We start from the raw sequence: 13,907 nt of genomic DNA, 5'->3' as shown, positions 1-13,907 counted from the left end.
CAGTCAGAAGTCCTTGCGCAGTTGCACGCCGAAGTAGCGCCCGTCATCGCGCGGTACCGAGCGGTAGATGTAGTCGCCGCCACTGGCCAGCATCTGCGCATACGACTTGTCGCCCAGGTTCTTGCCCAGCAGCGCCACGCGCCAGCCATCGTTGTAATCGGCCAAGGCAATGCTGGCGTTCCAGATGCCATAGGCGCCCTGCACGGTGTCCGGGTTCTGGTCAAGGCTGAACTGCACGGCGTCCTGCCAGCTGTAGTCGCTGCTCAGTTCCACATCCAGGCCGTTGTCCAGCGGGATCACGTAATCGGCGCGCAGGTAGGTCTTCCAGTCCGGCGTGAACGGCAGGCGGCCACCGTCGATGTTGCAGTTGGCTGCCGCACCCGCAGGGCAGTTGAAGTGGTCGACGCGAGCCTTGGTGTAAGCTACGGCGGTCGACAGCTTCAGGCGCGAGGTGGCCTGGAAGCTGGCATCCAGCTCCACACCCTGGGTCTTGACCTTACCGGCGTTGACCAGCCGGGTCACCACCTGGTTGGCCACGGTGTCGAAGAAGTTGGCCTGGTAGTTGTCGTAATCGGTGTGGAACACCGCCAGGTTGGCGGTCAGGCGGTTGTCCAGCGCGGTGCTTTTCAGGCCGATTTCGTAGGCATCGGAGGTCTCGGGCTTGAGCGCCTCGGTGTCACGCGGCTGCATGTTGAAGAACACGTTGTAAGCCGGGCCCTTGTAGCCGCGCGAGTAGGTGACGTAGCCGGTCAGGTTGTCGTTGAAGTCGTATTGCAGGCCGGTCCGGCCGCTCCAGCCGTCCTCGTCCACCGAGCCGGAACTTGCGGTCGAGGGCTGGATGCCGGTCACAGCAGTGGCCGAGGTGGAGACACGACGGTGGTCATACTCAAGGTCGTCGTGGGTCCAGCGCAGGCCGAATATGGCCCGCAAGTCGTCGGTGAAACTGAAGGTGTTCTCGCCGAACAGCGCAACACTGTCGTTGGTGGTGGAATAGTCGGCGCGGCCACTGTTGGCGACACCACCGTTGACCGACAGGCGCTGGTAGGTCTCGTTTGAAGTGCCGTGCATGTAGAAGGCGCCAAGCACATACTCGTTGAACTGGCCTTTGGGCGAGGTCAGGCGAAACTCCTGGCTGTACTGGTCATAGTCCACCGTGCCCTTGTCGTGGGATGCGGTCACCGGCAGCAAGGCACGGCGGTCACCGTCCTGGTACTGGGTGTTGTCCCAGCCTCGCCAGGCGCTGATCGAAGTCAGGGTGTAGTCGCCCAACTGCCAGTCCAGCTGCGCCGACAGCCCCTGGTTCTCGTCCTCGACGTGGGTCTTGAAGTCGCTGTTGATGTCGCGGTTGTGTGCGCTGGGCGTCACCGGGCGCAACTGGCTGGCAAATGCAGCGCTGGCACTGGTGATCACGCCGCTGGGCAAGGTGTCCTCACCCTTCATGTAGTCGGCGATCAGGGTCAGGCGCAGGTCTTCGTTAGGCTCGAACTCCAGCTTGCCGCGGGCGCCTTTGCGTTCGTAGCCATTGACATCGTGGCCATTGGCGACGTTCTCGACATTGCCATCGTAGTCGCCCCACAAGGTGCTCAACGACCCCTTCAACTGCTCGTTCAGGCGCCCGCCTATGCCAAAGCGCAGGCGGTTCTCATCGCCACCACCGAAATGCGAGTAGTCCACATAGCCCTGGGTCTGCTCGGGGATGGCCTTGCTGACCACGTTGAGCACACCGGCCGAGGCGTTCTTGCCAAACAGCGTACCCTGTGGCCCGCGCAGTACTTCGATGCGCTCCAGGTCCAGCAGGTCCAGGGTCGACTGGCCCGGCCGGCCGAACACCACGCCGTCAACCACCGTAGCCACCGTTGGCTCGACGCCCGGCGAGGTGGAAATGGTACCCACGCCACGGATGAACAGCGAAGTGTCCTTGTTGGAAGCGCCGGCGCGATAATTGAGCGTAGGCACTTGCTGGACGATGCTGGCAACGTTGTTGCGGTTGTCGCGCTCCAGCTGCTCGCCATCGATCACCGACACCGCCACTGGCACTTCCTGCAAGGTGGCTTCGCGACGCGTGGCTGTAACGGTCACAGCGCCCAATGCGGTGGCCTGTGGAGCGCCCGCTTCAGCCGGTTCGGCTGCCTGGGCGCCTTGGCCGAAAGCGGCCAGAAGGATGGCTGCGGCCAATGGCCGACGTTGCGTAGCGGGGAACGGTGTACGGCTTTTATGCATGATGCTCACTGCCTCGGGAAACCAGACCAGGCCCCCTCTGGCGGGGCCGACACGGAATTGCTGTGGTTGTCTGGTCTCGCTCGTGCGAGTGGCAGGCGCTTGCCAACAGCAGCGCTTGTTAGCGCTAACATGAACAAGTATCAGAGGGGTCCGCTTAGCACGTCAAATACTTAAAAGTCAGGCTTATATGCAATTAAGCTATTTGCCAAGCGCCTTCCCGTTAGCGCTAACATCGCGCCATTTCCCCAGGAGGCAGCCCGGTGAGCCAGGCCAAGGATCCACCCCGCAAGCGCCGCGGCGCAGGCCGCGTCACCCTCGCGGAGGTAGCACGGCATGCTGAGGTTTCGGCCATCAGCGTGTCGCGCTACTTCAACCAGCCAGACCAGGTTTCGCCGCCTTTGCGCGAGCGTATCGAAGCCGCCGTGCAGGCACTGGGCTATGTGCCCAACCTGGTCGCCGGGGGGCTTGCCTCGGCGCGCGGGCGCATTGTCGGCATGGTGATCCCGAACATCTCCGGGCCGATCTTCGCCCAGACTATCCAGGCCTTCAGCGATACCCTCGGCAGGCATGGCTATCAGCTGCTGCTGGCGTCCAGTTACTTCAGCGAAGCGCAGGAAGAAAGCGCGGTGCGGGCCTTTCTTGGCTGGTCGCCGGCGGCCTTGGTGGTCACGAGCCATTTCCATAGCCCGGCCACGGAAAAGATGCTGGCCGACGCAGACGTGCCCGTGGTGGAAATCTGGGATTACCGCCCGGAACGGGCGCCGTTGCAGGTAGGTTTTCTTCATCATCAGGTGGGGGTGCAGGCTTGCCGTTACTTGCTGGGCAAGGGCCACCGGCGCATCGCATTCGTGCAGAACAGTGCAGCCGGTGACCTTAGCGCGCTGGAGCGGCGTGATGGCTACGTCGAAGCATTGCAGGAAGCCGGGCTCGAGCCCTGGGTATTCGTGCCTTCGGCCGACTGCGCGCCGTTCGAGGCGGGCAAGCAGGCCATGGAAGCGTTGATCCGCCGTGCCCCACGGCCCGAAGCAATCATCTTCGCCAATGACAACCTGGCCGCTGGCGCCCTGCTGGCCGGCCAACGCGCCGGTTTGCGCCTGCCTGAAGACATGGCCATCGTCGGCTTTGGCGATTACCCCTTTGCCGACATGCTGTTGCCCAGCCTGACCACCCTGCGCCCACCCTCGCGGGAAATTGGCGAAGTGGCGGCGCTGCGGGTGCTCCAGCACCTGGGGGTGGTGGAGTGTGAAGGTGAGGTACAGCGGCTGAACCTGTTGGCGTGTGAGCTGATTGCCCGGGAGAGCGCGTAAGGGGCACAGCGGTTGTGACATTCCAAGCAATGAGGATTATTCTCCTCAGGTATGTCCCACCGCCCCACTATGTGAGCGCCGTATATGAAAATCGATGACATGGACGCCTTCGTGGCCGTCATCCGTTGCCAGTCGACCAACCTCGCCGCCGAGGCTTTGCAACTGACCCAGCCGGCCATCACCCGCCGGGTGCAGAACTTCGAAGAAGACCTGGGCGCCACCCTGCTCGACCGCAACACCAAACCGCTGAAGCCCACCCCCATGGGCCTGCGGGTGTACGAGCAGTGCAAGGCGATACTGCGTGAGATCGACTCGCTGCGCGAACTGGTGGCCAACGACGGCGCGCCGTCCGGCACCCTGCGCCTGGGCGTTCCGCAAACCCTGGGCGATGTGGTGCTGCTCGATGCCTTGGCGCAAATCCGTGAAACCTACCCGGACCTGCGCACCCAGGTTACCAGCGGCTGGGGCAGCAGCCTGATCGCCCGCATGGAAAACGGCGAACTGGATGCCGCCGCCGCCCTGTTCCCACCGGGCAAGATCTTCCCCGAGGGCATTGCCAGCCAGTCGATTGCACGCATGCCGCTACGGGTGGTGGCGGCCAAGGGCAGTAGCGGCAAGCGCAGCCTCAAGCTGAAAGACTGCTACACCCGCGGCTGGGTGCTCAACCCCGATGGTTGCGGCTTCCGCGCCGGGCTGCAGCGTGCCCTGAGCGAACAGGGGCTGAGCCTGTCGATCAACCTGGAGACCTTTGGTACCGAGCTGCAACTGGGCCTGGTGGCCAATGGGCAGGGGCTCGGGCTGGTGCCCGAACCGTTGTTGCAGAACAGCCGCCATCGGGATGCGCTGGACGTGGTCAATGTGACGGACTTCAAACCGCAGGTGGACCTGTGGCTGTTCCACCCACGCTACCTGGGCAACTTGCAGGAGCCCGTTGAACTGTTCGGTCGGGTGGCTGGCCAGCAGCTCTGTGGTTGAGCTGCCGCGGAGCACAGTTCCCTGTAGGAGCGGCCTTGCGTCGCGAAAGGGCTGCGCAGCAGCCCCCCATGACCCAATCCCATTAAAATAACAAAACTGCATAACAATTAATCTATGTAATTCTTACATCTAATAATTAGCATAGAACTAAAAAGACTTTTACAGCGCTCATCCATACGAATACGGTCTTAGAAACCCACCGTGTTCCAGGGATGAATACCCATGAGTCACCCCCCTTCCGCCAGCGCACTTGCCGAACTCACCCAGGCCCTGGCCGCCAACGCAGAACGCTACGACCGCAGCGGTCAATTCCCCGCCGACAACTTCAGCCTGCTGCACCGCCATGGCCTGCTGGGTTTCACGGTGCCCCGCGACCTGGGCGGCGGCGGTGCCGACCTGGCCAGTGCACGCCAGGTCATTGCTGCCGTCGGCAAAGGTTGCCCGTCGACCGCCCTGATCCTGGTGATGCAGTACCTGCAGCACTTTCGCCTGCAGGACGAAGCCCGCTGGCCTGAGCACCTGCGCCTGCAAGTGGCCCGCACCGCAGTGGCCGACGGCGCGCTGATCAACGCATTTCGCGTAGAACCGGAACTGGGCACCCCAGCCCGCGGCGGCCTGCCGGCCACCCTCGCCCGGCGCACTGCCGAAGGCTGGCGGTTGTCCGGGCGCAAGATCTACTCCACCGGCAGCCATGGCCTGACCTGGTACCTGGTGTGGGCCCGCAGCGACGACCAGGACCCACTGGTGGGCGGCTTCCTGGTGCACAAGGACACCCCGGGCATTCGGATCGTCGAAGACTGGGACCACCTGGGCATGCGCGCCACCTGCAGCCATGAGGTGCAGTTCGACGAGGTGCTGATCCCGCTCGATCATGCTGTCAGCGTCAGCCCGGCCAGCGCACCACGCCCCGAACTCGACAGCACCGGCCTGCTGTGGATGGCAGTGCTGCTACCGGCGCTTTACGACGGTGTGGCCCAGGCCGCACGCGACTGGCTGGTGCAGTTCCTGAACCAGCGGGTGCCGTCCAACCTGGGTGCACCGCTGGCCAGCCTGGCGCGTTTCCAGGACGTGGTCGGGCGTATCGACACGTTGCTGTTCGCCAACCAGAGCCTGCTTAACGCGGCCGTGACCGGACAGGTCGATCCGCGCCATGCCGGGCAGCTCAAGCACCTGGTCAGCCGCAACGCCATCCAGGCCGTAGAGCTGGCCATCGAGGCTGCCGGCAACCCTGGCCTGTCGCGGCGCAACCCGCTGGAGCGGCACTACCGTGATGTGCTGTGCAGCCGCATCCACACCCCTCAGGACGACGTGGTGCTCGGCCATGTCGGCCGCGCCGCACTGACGGAGGTGGCGGCATGAGCCATTCGATCATCGCCAGCCAACTGGACGCACCGGCCAACCAATACCTGCGCGATCAACTGCCCGACCATGAGGTAATCGATATCGCCCCGGGCCAGTTGCAGCTGGATGTCCCTGCCGACGTGTTCATCGTGCGCCCGATCAATGTACGCGGTAACCGCGTAGACACCCCTCCAGCCGGCTGGCCGTGGACGTTGCGCTGGGTGCAGGTGGTGTCCTCGGGCATCGACTTCTACCCCGACTGGGTGTTCCAGGGGCCACCGGTCACCAGCGGCCGCGGCGCCAATGCCGAGCAGGTGGCTGAGTTTGCCCTGGCGCTGGTGTTCGCCGCTGCCAAGCAATTGCCGGGCCTGTGGGTAAAGGATGCCGACTGGCGCCTGACGCCGTTGGCCCCCGTACGTGGCCGCACCTTGGGCATCTTCGGCTTCGGCAGCATCGGCCAGAGCCTGGCACGCAAGGCAAGCGCCCTGGGCATGCCGGTACTGGCGCTGAACCGCCCAGGCCAGCCCATTGCCGAGGTGCCGGGCGTGCGGCGCGTCGACAACCTGCAGCAGCTGTTTGCCGGCAGCGATCACCTGGTCATCGCCGCCCCGCTCACCCCCGCCACCCGTGGCCTGATCGACCGCCAGGTACTGGCCCAGGCAAAGCCCGGGCTGCACCTGGTCAACATCGCCCGTGGCGGCCTGCTGGATCAGGACGCCCTGCTCGATGCCCTGGACAGCGGGCTGATCGGCCGCGCCAGCCTCGATGTCACCGAACCCGAACCGCTGCCGGCGGGCCACCCGTTGTACCACCACCCACGGGTATTCCTGTCACCGCACACCTCAGCCATTTCCGAGGATGGCTACCCGGCGCTGCTGGAGGCATTCCTCGACAACTTTTCCCGTTATCGCGAACAGGCGCCGCTGCTCAACCTGGTCGACACCCAGCGCGGCTACTGAACCACACATTTTGGAGAACACCATGACTGCACTGTCTATCGTCCCCCCCCAGGAAAACACTGTGCGCCAACGGGTCAGCGCCGAGGAATGGGAGGTGCGGGTAAAGCTGGCAGCCGCCTACCGCCTGGCCGCACTGTTCCGCTGGACCGACCACATCTACACGCATTTTTCGGCACGCGTACCGGGGCCTGACGAGCACTTCCTGATCAATGCCTTCGGCCTGCTGTTCGACGAGATCACCGCGTCCAACCTGGTGAAGGTGGATGTGGACGGCACCATCATCGACGACCCGCTGGGCCTGGGCATCAACCAGGCAGGCTATGTCATTCACAGTGCCATCCACCGCGCCCGGCATGACCTCAAGGCCGTGCTGCACACCCACACCCGTGATGGCGCAGCGGTGTCGGCCCAGCGTGATGGCCTGCTGCCGATCTCGCAGCACGCCTTGGCGTACTACAGCCGCGTGGTGTACCACGACTACGAAGGCGTCGCCCTGGACCTGGACGAGCAGCAACGGCTGGTGGCCAACCTGGGTGACAGCAACATCCTGATCCTGCGCAATCACGGGCTGCTGACCGGGGGTGTCAGCGTGGAACATGCCTTCCGCGAACTGCATGGGCTGGAGCGCGCCTGCAACATCCAGGTGGCGGCGCAGGCCGGGGGCAATGACCAGTTGCTGCATGCGGCGCCGGCGGCGATTGCCAAGGTGCATGAGCAATCGAAACGGTTTTCCGATGGGTTGGGGGAAGGCATTCAGCGGCATTGGGATGCACTGATCCGGCAGCTGGACCGGGAGGGGCTGGATTACCAGGACTGACAGGTTTTCTTTGGCCTGTACCGGCCTCTTCGCGGGCACGCCCGCTCCCACAGGGATCGCACCGATCTTGAAATGCATGCAGTACCTGTGGGAGCGGGCGTGCCCGCGAAGAGGCCAGCACAGGCAAAACCACTATCACGCAAGGATCACCCAATGCCCCCATTCCACCTGGCCAGAAACCTGCTGGCCTGCGCCACCCTGGCCTTCACACTCGCCGGCTGCTCCCCTTCCAGCGAAGAAAGCACCAGCAAAACCCTGAACATCGCCTTCTGGGGCGACAACACCACGCTGGTCAGCGTCGACCCGTTCCAGGTCTACTGGCTGGAGCACCGTGTATTGCTGCGCAACGTCGCCGAATCGCTCACCGACCAGGACCCGGCCACAGGCCGCATCATCCCATGGCTGGCGAAAAGCTGGGAAGTCAGCGACGACGCGCTGCAATACACCTTCCACCTGCGCCAGGACGTCACCTTCAGCAACGGCGAGCGCTTCGACGCCCAAGCCGTGAAAACCGCCTTCGACAGCAACAAGGCGTTCGCCACACAACTGCCCGCCACCTTTGGCGCCACCTACCTGGCAGGCTACGACCGTGCCGAAGTGGTCGACCCGTTCACCGTACGCCTGGTGCTGTCGCGCCCCAACGCCGGCTTCCTGCAGGCCACCTCCACCACCAACCTGGCCATCCTCGCCCCCGCCTCCTACGCGCTCAGCGCCCAGGAGCGTTCGCTGGGCAAGATCATTGGCACCGGCCCGTTCACCCTCGAACACTACACCCCGGAAGTCGGCGCGAGCCTGGTCAAGCGGGCGGACTACGCCTGGGCCTCGGCCAACGTCAAAAACCCCGGCGCGGCCCACCTCGACCGCGTGGAGATCACCTACATCCCCGAAGAAAGCGTGCGCAACGGCCTGTTCCTGCAGGGCAAGGCCGACATCCTCTGGCCGCGCAACCCGTTCTCCGAAGTTGACCTGAAACTGTTCCAGGCAAAAGGCGCGACCATCCAGAGCCGCTCGCTGCCAGGCCCGGCGCTTAACCTGTACCCCAACACCCGCAACGACCGCCTGCTCGGCGACCGCCAGGTGCGCCTGGCCTTGCAGAAGGCCATCGACCGCACCAGCTATGCGCACACCGTATACAACGCCGAGTTCCCGGTAGTAACCGGGGTGTATGACGTGACCACACCGTACTTCAAACCTCAAGCCGACAAGCTCGCCTACGACCCGCAAGGCGCCGAACGCCTGCTGGATGCTGCCGGCTGGAGCAAGGGCGACGATGGCTACCGGCACAAGGACGGCAAGCGCCTGACCCTGCGCTACAACCTCACCCCCGCCGAAAGCGCCGGTGATGTGCTGGTACAGGACCAACTGCGCAAGGTCGGCATCGACCTCAAGCTGAATGTGCTGACCCGCGCCGAGTGGGTGGCCGGCAACGCCTCGGGCAACTACGACCTCACCTCCACCTACATGACCCGCGCCGACCCGATCATCCTGCAAACCATCCTCGATCCGCGCGCCGCCAGCAGTGCCACCTTGGCCACCAATACGTACGAACCACATACCCTGGCCCAGGCGCAGACCTTGTTCGACAACGGCATCACTGCCACACGCGACGATCAACGCGCCCAGGCCTATGGGCAGTTGCAGGACCTGCTGGTGGATGAAGCCTCGGCGTTCCCGCTGTACGAACGCGTGTGGCAGGCCGCTACCGCACCACGGGTCAAGGACTTCCGCTGGACCGCCGAGGGCTTTGCTTTCCTCAGTGACATCCAGGTCGCGCAGCCATGAACCGCTACCTGATCGGCCGTATCGGCCAGGCGCTGCTGGTGCTGTGGGGCGCCTATACCATCACCTATTTCATCCTGTACATGCTGCCCGGCGACACCTTGGCGATCATGCTCAGTGCCTCGGGCATGGAAGCCGATGGGCTGTCGCCCGAGGACCTTGCCAAGGCACGTGCCTACTACGGGCTGGACAAGGGTATCTTCGAGCAGTACTTCGACCTGCTGTGGCGTGCATTGCATGGCGACCTCGGCCAGTCGCTGTCGTTGAACCGGCCAGTGACTGCGCTGCTGGCCGAGCGCCTGCCGCAAACCCTGGCGCTGGCCGGCTTTGCCATCGTGCTGTCGTTACTGGGTGGCATCGGCCTGGCCTACCTCACCGCCTACCTGCAATGGCAACCGTTGAAGGTTGCGCTGTCGCGCTTGCCATCGCTGGGCTTTTCGGTGCCGGTGTTCTGGATGGGGCTGCTGCTGATCCAGGTGTTTGCCTTTGGCCTGGGCTGGTTCCCGGCCACCGGCAGCCAGGGCTTTGCCAGCCTGGTGCTGCCGGCCGTGACGTTGGCCATCCCCAGCGCCGCGGTATACGCCCAGGTGCTGCAGCGCGGGTTTCAGGGTGTGTGGCAGGAGCCTTACATCGCCACCGCATTCGCCAAGGGCCTGAGCCGTGCCCAGGTTCAGGCGCGTCATGGCCTGCGCAACGCCGCGTTACCCATCCTCACCCTGGTGGGCCTGCAAGTGGGTAACACGGTGTCCGGGGCGGTACTGGTCGAGACCATCTTCTCGCGCAACGGCGTGGGCCGGCTTGCCCAGGAGGCGGTGCTAAGGCAGGACATTCCGGTGGTGCTGGCGATTGTCGCGGTGTCTGCGGCCGCCTTCGTGCTGGTGAACCTGATCGTCGACCTGCTGTACCCGTACCTCGACCCCCGTATCGCTCACGCCACGAAGGTGACCTGACCATGACCGCCGATACTCACCCCTTGCGAGCCGCCGCCCCGCCTGCAACCTGGAAGCGCCGCACCCGCCTGCAGCGCGTGGGCCAGGCACTCGCCCCTTTGTTGGCACGCCCGGGCTTCAGCCTGGCGCTGGTGGTGGTGCTGTTCGCCTTGCTGGCGGCACTGGCGCCGCACTGGCTGACCAGCTTCGACCCTTATGCCACATCGCCCTTCGACAAACTGCGGGCCCCCAGTGCCACCCACTGGTTCGGCACCGACGAGCTGGGCCGCGACCTGTATACCCGCGTGGTGTACGGCGCCAGCCTGTCGGTGCAGGCAGCACTGTTGGCGGTTGGCATCGCCTTGGCCGGTGGCCTGAGCCTGGGCGTGCTGGCCGGGTTTGCCGGCGGCCGCGTGGATGCCGCCCTCATGCGCCTGGTGGATGTGCTGCTGGCCCTGCCAGGCCTGCTGCTGGCGCTGGCCATCGTCACTGCCATCGGCTTTGGCACGGTGCCGGTAGCGATTGCCGTGGGTGTCGGCATCATCCCTGGCTTTGCCCGCACCACCCGCGGCGAAGTGCTACGGGTCAAGACCCTGCCTTATGTCGAGGCCGCACGCCTGGGGGGCGCCAGCTGGCGCCGCACCTTGCTGCGGCATGTGCTGCCCAATACCTGGGGGCCGGTGGCCGTGCTGGCCACGCTGGACTTCGGTGCCGCCATCCTGGCCACTGCCGGCCTGAGTTTTCTCGGCTTTGGCGCAGCACCGCCAGCCGCTGAATGGGGCACCTTGATTGCCAACGGCCGGCACTTTTTGATCACCGCCCCTTGGGTATCGCTACTGCCCGGCCTGTTCGTGGTCGCGGTGGTGTTCAGCCTCAACCACCTGGCCCGTACCTTCGAGGAGCACGCACGATGAACGACCAGCCACTGCTTGCCGTGCGCGACCTGTGCATCAGCTACCGCGCAGCCAGCCATACCACGCAAGCCGTCAAACACCTTAGCTTCAGCATGGCCCAGGGTGAAACCGTGGCCATTGTCGGCGAGTCGGGCTCGGGCAAGTCGACCCTGGCCAACGCCCTGCTCAGCCTGCTGCCTGCTACCGCGCATATCGACAGCGGCCAATTGTGGGTAAACGGACTGGATGTGGCGCGGGCCAGTGAACGGCAGAAACGTCAATTACGCGGGCGCACCATAGGCCTGGTGCCGCAGGACCCGATGGTCAGCCTCAACCCCACCTTGCGCATTGGCCAGCAGATCGGCGAAGCGCTGGTGCTGGCCCAGGGCGGCCGGTCGCGCAGCGTCGATGCCGATGTGCTGGAGCTGCTCACTCAGGTTGGCCTGGACAACCCGCCCTTGCGCGCCCGCCAATACCCACACGAACTGTCTGGCGGCATGCGCCAACGGGTGCTGATTGCCATTGCCCTGGCCGGCAACCCGCGCCTGATCATCGCCGACGAACCCACCAGCGCGCTGGACGTAACCGTGCAGCGCAAGATCCTCGATCATTTGCAGCGGCTGGTGGCCGAGCGTGGCATCTCGCTGCTGATCATCACCCACGACCTGGGCATGGCCACCGACCGCGCCGACCGCCTGCTGGTGATGAAGCAGGGCGAACTGGTCGAGCAAGGCCCACCTGTACAGATCGTGCAAGCCCCCCAACACCCCTATACCCGTGCCCTGCTCAATGCTGCACCGGCATTCGGTGCACGGCGCCAGCCCCGCCCCTTGGCGCCTGGGGCAAAGCCGATCCTGAGCCTGCACGGGGTTGGCAAGGCCTTCGACCTGCCCAAGGTAAAAGGCCAGGACAACCGTTTTGTCGCCCTGCAAGGCCTCGACTTGCAGGTGCACCCCGGGCAGACACTGGCCATTGTCGGCGAGTCGGGGTCGGGCAAGAGCACCACATTGCGCATCGCCTTGGGCCTGGAAGCACCCAGCCACGGCCACATTCTGTTCGACCAGCAGGACGTCACCGGTTACAGCTGGCAGCAGTTTCGCCCTTTGCGCCGGCGTATGCAGCTGGTGCAGCAGAATCCCTTCGCCGCCCTCGACCCACGGTTTACCGTGTTCGACAGCATCGTCGAGCCGCTGGTGTCATTTGGCCTTCTCAAAGGTGCTGCATTGGAGCAGCGTGCACGCGAACTGATCGAGCGCGTGCACCTGCCGCTCAGCTACCTTGACCGCCTGCCTCGCGAATTGTCGGGTGGCCAGCGCCAGCGCGTGGCTATCGCCCGGGCGCTGGCGTTGCAGCCGGAGTTGTTGCTGCTCGACGAGCCAGTGAGTGCGCTGGATGTGTCGGTGCAGGCACAGATTCTGGCACTGCTGGATGAGCTGCAACGGGAGCTGGGCATGGCGTATGTGCTGGTGTCACATGACCTTGCGGTGGTAGCGAGCATGGCTGATCAGGTGCTGGTGTTGCGTCAGGGGCAGATGGTGGAGCAAGGGACGGTAGCGCAGGTGTTCGACAGGCCAACGAGTGAATATACGCGAGAGCTGATTGCCGCCGTTCCCGGGCGATTGGTCACTGTAGCGGCTTGAGCTTGTAGCCCCACAGCCTGATATTTCTGCCAGTTGCGTGACTGCCGGCAGTATCTCAGGCTGAGGCAAAATCAGGAGCCTGCATCATGTTTGTCTTTTATCAGTCAGATCGCCCAGCCTCAATAGTTTCCCAATCCCCAACCATTCGCATAATCAATGATGACCACCAGGCACTCGCTATCCAACGCGACAGGGACTCCTCTGCTGAATTGATTGCCTCAGACAGCACGCACTCCTCTGTCGCGATGTCAGACCGTCATGTCATGCAAGCGCTGTCACACTCCGCCTTTGGGTATTACCATTCCACTTCAAAACTGCTTATTGCCTTCAATGGTGAGCGCCGCGATACCGTCACAGGTATGTACGGCCTTGGTGCAGGATATCGTTGGTACTCGACAGAAATGATGCGTTTTTTGAGCCCCGACAGCAGCAGCCCCTTTGGCGAAGGAGGAATCAGCGCCTATGCGTATGTGCGCAATGATCCAGTGAACCTTATTGACCCGCTTGGGAGAGCTGCACAACTACCGAGTGTATTTTTTGGGAAAAAATTCAACTACATAAAAAGCATGAAAAGACTGAAATCATTCGATCAGGAATACGGAATCTACAGATCCGGGGGCGGACTGTTCAAGAAGCCGTCATTGGTGATCCACAGTCACGGCGGTACCGATGCACTTCAGGTCGGCGCGAAACAGCTGACGGCAAAAGGTTTCACCGATTGGCTTGGAAATAATGGAATCAAGACAAGTGATTATCAAAAAGCTACCTTTGTCACTTGCTTGACCGGATTGTCCTCGAGCGGAAGACCCACATTTGCACAACAATTTGCGGACCTCAACAGGATGAAGGTGGACGCATATGCCGGAATTATTTATTCGTCTATCACTGAGTACCCACGCTCAGGAAAATTTATTCTCGGTGTGCTCTCAGAACCTTTCCCTGGCTTGTTTCCCGATCCACACCCCAATTTCACAAAATTTCCCCGTGTCTACTCTGAAACGCGCTTTCAACCTCAAAAAGCAAAAAAAATTCGGGAGAACCACTAAC

The 13,907-nt window shown here is 63.5% G+C and carries 11 protein-coding genes and 1 pseudogene; 11 read left to right on the top strand and 1 reads right to left on the bottom strand.

Annotation, left to right across the window (positions count from 1 at the left end):
• Positions 1-3: 3 nt before the first annotated feature.
• Positions 4-2,220, bottom strand: coding sequence for a TonB-dependent receptor (locus tag ACQKPZ_RS10530; protein ID WP_427537529.1), 2,217 nt, complete (start codon positions 2,218-2,220; stop codon positions 4-6).
• 260 nt (positions 2,221-2,480) lie between these two features.
• On the opposite strand from ACQKPZ_RS10530, the gene ACQKPZ_RS10525 reads away from it, so the two are divergent.
• The 11 genes and pseudogenes from ACQKPZ_RS10525 to ACQKPZ_RS10475 all read left to right on the top strand — a co-directional run bounded on the left by ACQKPZ_RS10525 (position 2,481) and on the right by ACQKPZ_RS10475 (position 13,906).
• On the top strand, positions 2,481-3,527 hold the full coding sequence (locus ACQKPZ_RS10525) for a LacI family DNA-binding transcriptional regulator (RefSeq protein ID WP_427537526.1): 1,047 nt from the start codon (positions 2,481-2,483) through the stop codon (positions 3,525-3,527).
• Positions 3,528-3,611: 84 nt separating this feature from the next.
• Positions 3,612-4,502 carry a LysR family transcriptional regulator gene (locus ACQKPZ_RS10520; protein WP_391136768.1) on the top strand — a complete coding sequence of 297 codons (891 nt, stop codon included), beginning with the start codon at positions 3,612-3,614 and terminating at the stop codon, positions 4,500-4,502.
• 222 nt (positions 4,503-4,724) lie between these two features.
• Positions 4,725-5,861, top strand: a complete 1,137-nt coding sequence (locus tag ACQKPZ_RS10515) for an acyl-CoA dehydrogenase family protein (RefSeq protein WP_427537523.1) — start codon at positions 4,725-4,727, stop codon at positions 5,859-5,861.
• A complete protein-coding gene (locus ACQKPZ_RS10510; protein ID WP_427537520.1) occupies positions 5,858-6,802 on the top strand; it encodes a D-isomer specific 2-hydroxyacid dehydrogenase family protein in 945 nt (314 codons plus the stop codon). The genes ACQKPZ_RS10515 and ACQKPZ_RS10510 overlap by 4 nt, the downstream gene beginning before the upstream one ends.
• 22 nt (positions 6,803-6,824) lie before the next feature.
• Positions 6,825-7,619: a class II aldolase/adducin family protein gene (locus ACQKPZ_RS10505; protein WP_427537517.1), complete on the top strand. Its 795-nt coding sequence runs from the start codon at positions 6,825-6,827 to the stop codon at positions 7,617-7,619.
• 153 nt (positions 7,620-7,772) lie between these two features.
• The gene (locus ACQKPZ_RS10500; RefSeq protein ID WP_427537514.1) at positions 7,773-9,401 is read left to right on the top strand and encodes an ABC transporter substrate-binding protein; all 1,629 of its coding nucleotides are present in this window, start codon (positions 7,773-7,775) and stop codon (positions 9,399-9,401) included.
• Positions 9,398-10,348 (top strand): ABC transporter permease, encoded by a 951-nt coding sequence (locus ACQKPZ_RS10495; RefSeq protein WP_427537511.1) that lies wholly within the window; start codon positions 9,398-9,400, stop codon positions 10,346-10,348. Before ACQKPZ_RS10500 ends, ACQKPZ_RS10495 begins: the two co-directional genes overlap by 4 nt.
• Positions 10,349-10,350: 2 nt before the next feature.
• Positions 10,351-11,241 (top strand): ABC transporter permease, encoded by an 891-nt coding sequence (locus ACQKPZ_RS10490; RefSeq protein ID WP_427537508.1) that lies wholly within the window; start codon positions 10,351-10,353, stop codon positions 11,239-11,241.
• Positions 11,238-12,092, top strand: a pseudogene (locus ACQKPZ_RS10485) (ATP-binding cassette domain-containing protein); the annotation flags it as partial. The gene ACQKPZ_RS10490 and the pseudogene ACQKPZ_RS10485, both read left to right, overlap by 4 nt.
• Complete coding sequence (locus tag ACQKPZ_RS10480) at positions 12,072-12,860, top strand: ABC transporter ATP-binding protein (RefSeq protein ID WP_427537687.1); 789 nt, start codon at positions 12,072-12,074, stop codon at positions 12,858-12,860. The pseudogene ACQKPZ_RS10485 and the gene ACQKPZ_RS10480, both read left to right, overlap by 21 nt.
• 86 nt (positions 12,861-12,946) lie before the next feature.
• Entirely contained in the window at positions 12,947-13,906 is a 960-nt protein-coding gene (locus ACQKPZ_RS10475; RefSeq protein WP_427537505.1) for an RHS repeat-associated core domain-containing protein, read from the top strand.
• Position 13,907 lies beyond the last annotated feature (1 nt).

The sequence above is a fragment of the Pseudomonas sp. NPDC089547 genome, from assembly GCF_050280665.1.
Taxonomy (GTDB): Bacteria; Pseudomonadota; Gammaproteobacteria; order Pseudomonadales; family Pseudomonadaceae; genus Aquipseudomonas.
The sequence above is the reverse complement of the archived record's forward strand: the minus strand, read 5'-3'. Positions and strand labels throughout refer to the sequence as shown.

Excerpts from the sequence above, each read along its gene's own strand:
- ACQKPZ_RS10490 (WP_427537508.1), top strand. The coding sequence starts at position 10,351 with ATGACCGCCGATACTCACCCCTTGCGAGCCGCCGCCCCGCCTGCAACC.
- ACQKPZ_RS10495 (WP_427537511.1), top strand. The coding sequence starts at position 9,398 with ATGAACCGCTACCTGATCGGCCGTATCGGCCAGGCGCTGCTGGTGCTG.
- ACQKPZ_RS10530 (WP_427537529.1), bottom strand. The coding sequence starts at position 2,220 with ATGCATAAAAGCCGTACACCGTTCCCCGCTACGCAACGTCGGCCATTG.
- ACQKPZ_RS10510 (WP_427537520.1), top strand. The coding sequence starts at position 5,858 with ATGAGCCATTCGATCATCGCCAGCCAACTGGACGCACCGGCCAACCAA.
- ACQKPZ_RS10520 (WP_391136768.1), top strand. The coding sequence starts at position 3,612 with ATGAAAATCGATGACATGGACGCCTTCGTGGCCGTCATCCGTTGCCAG.
- ACQKPZ_RS10475 (WP_427537505.1), top strand. The coding sequence starts at position 12,947 with ATGTTTGTCTTTTATCAGTCAGATCGCCCAGCCTCAATAGTTTCCCAA.
- ACQKPZ_RS10500 (WP_427537514.1), top strand. The coding sequence starts at position 7,773 with ATGCCCCCATTCCACCTGGCCAGAAACCTGCTGGCCTGCGCCACCCTG.
- ACQKPZ_RS10515 (WP_427537523.1), top strand. The coding sequence starts at position 4,725 with ATGAGTCACCCCCCTTCCGCCAGCGCACTTGCCGAACTCACCCAGGCC.
- ACQKPZ_RS10505 (WP_427537517.1), top strand. The coding sequence starts at position 6,825 with ATGACTGCACTGTCTATCGTCCCCCCCCAGGAAAACACTGTGCGCCAA.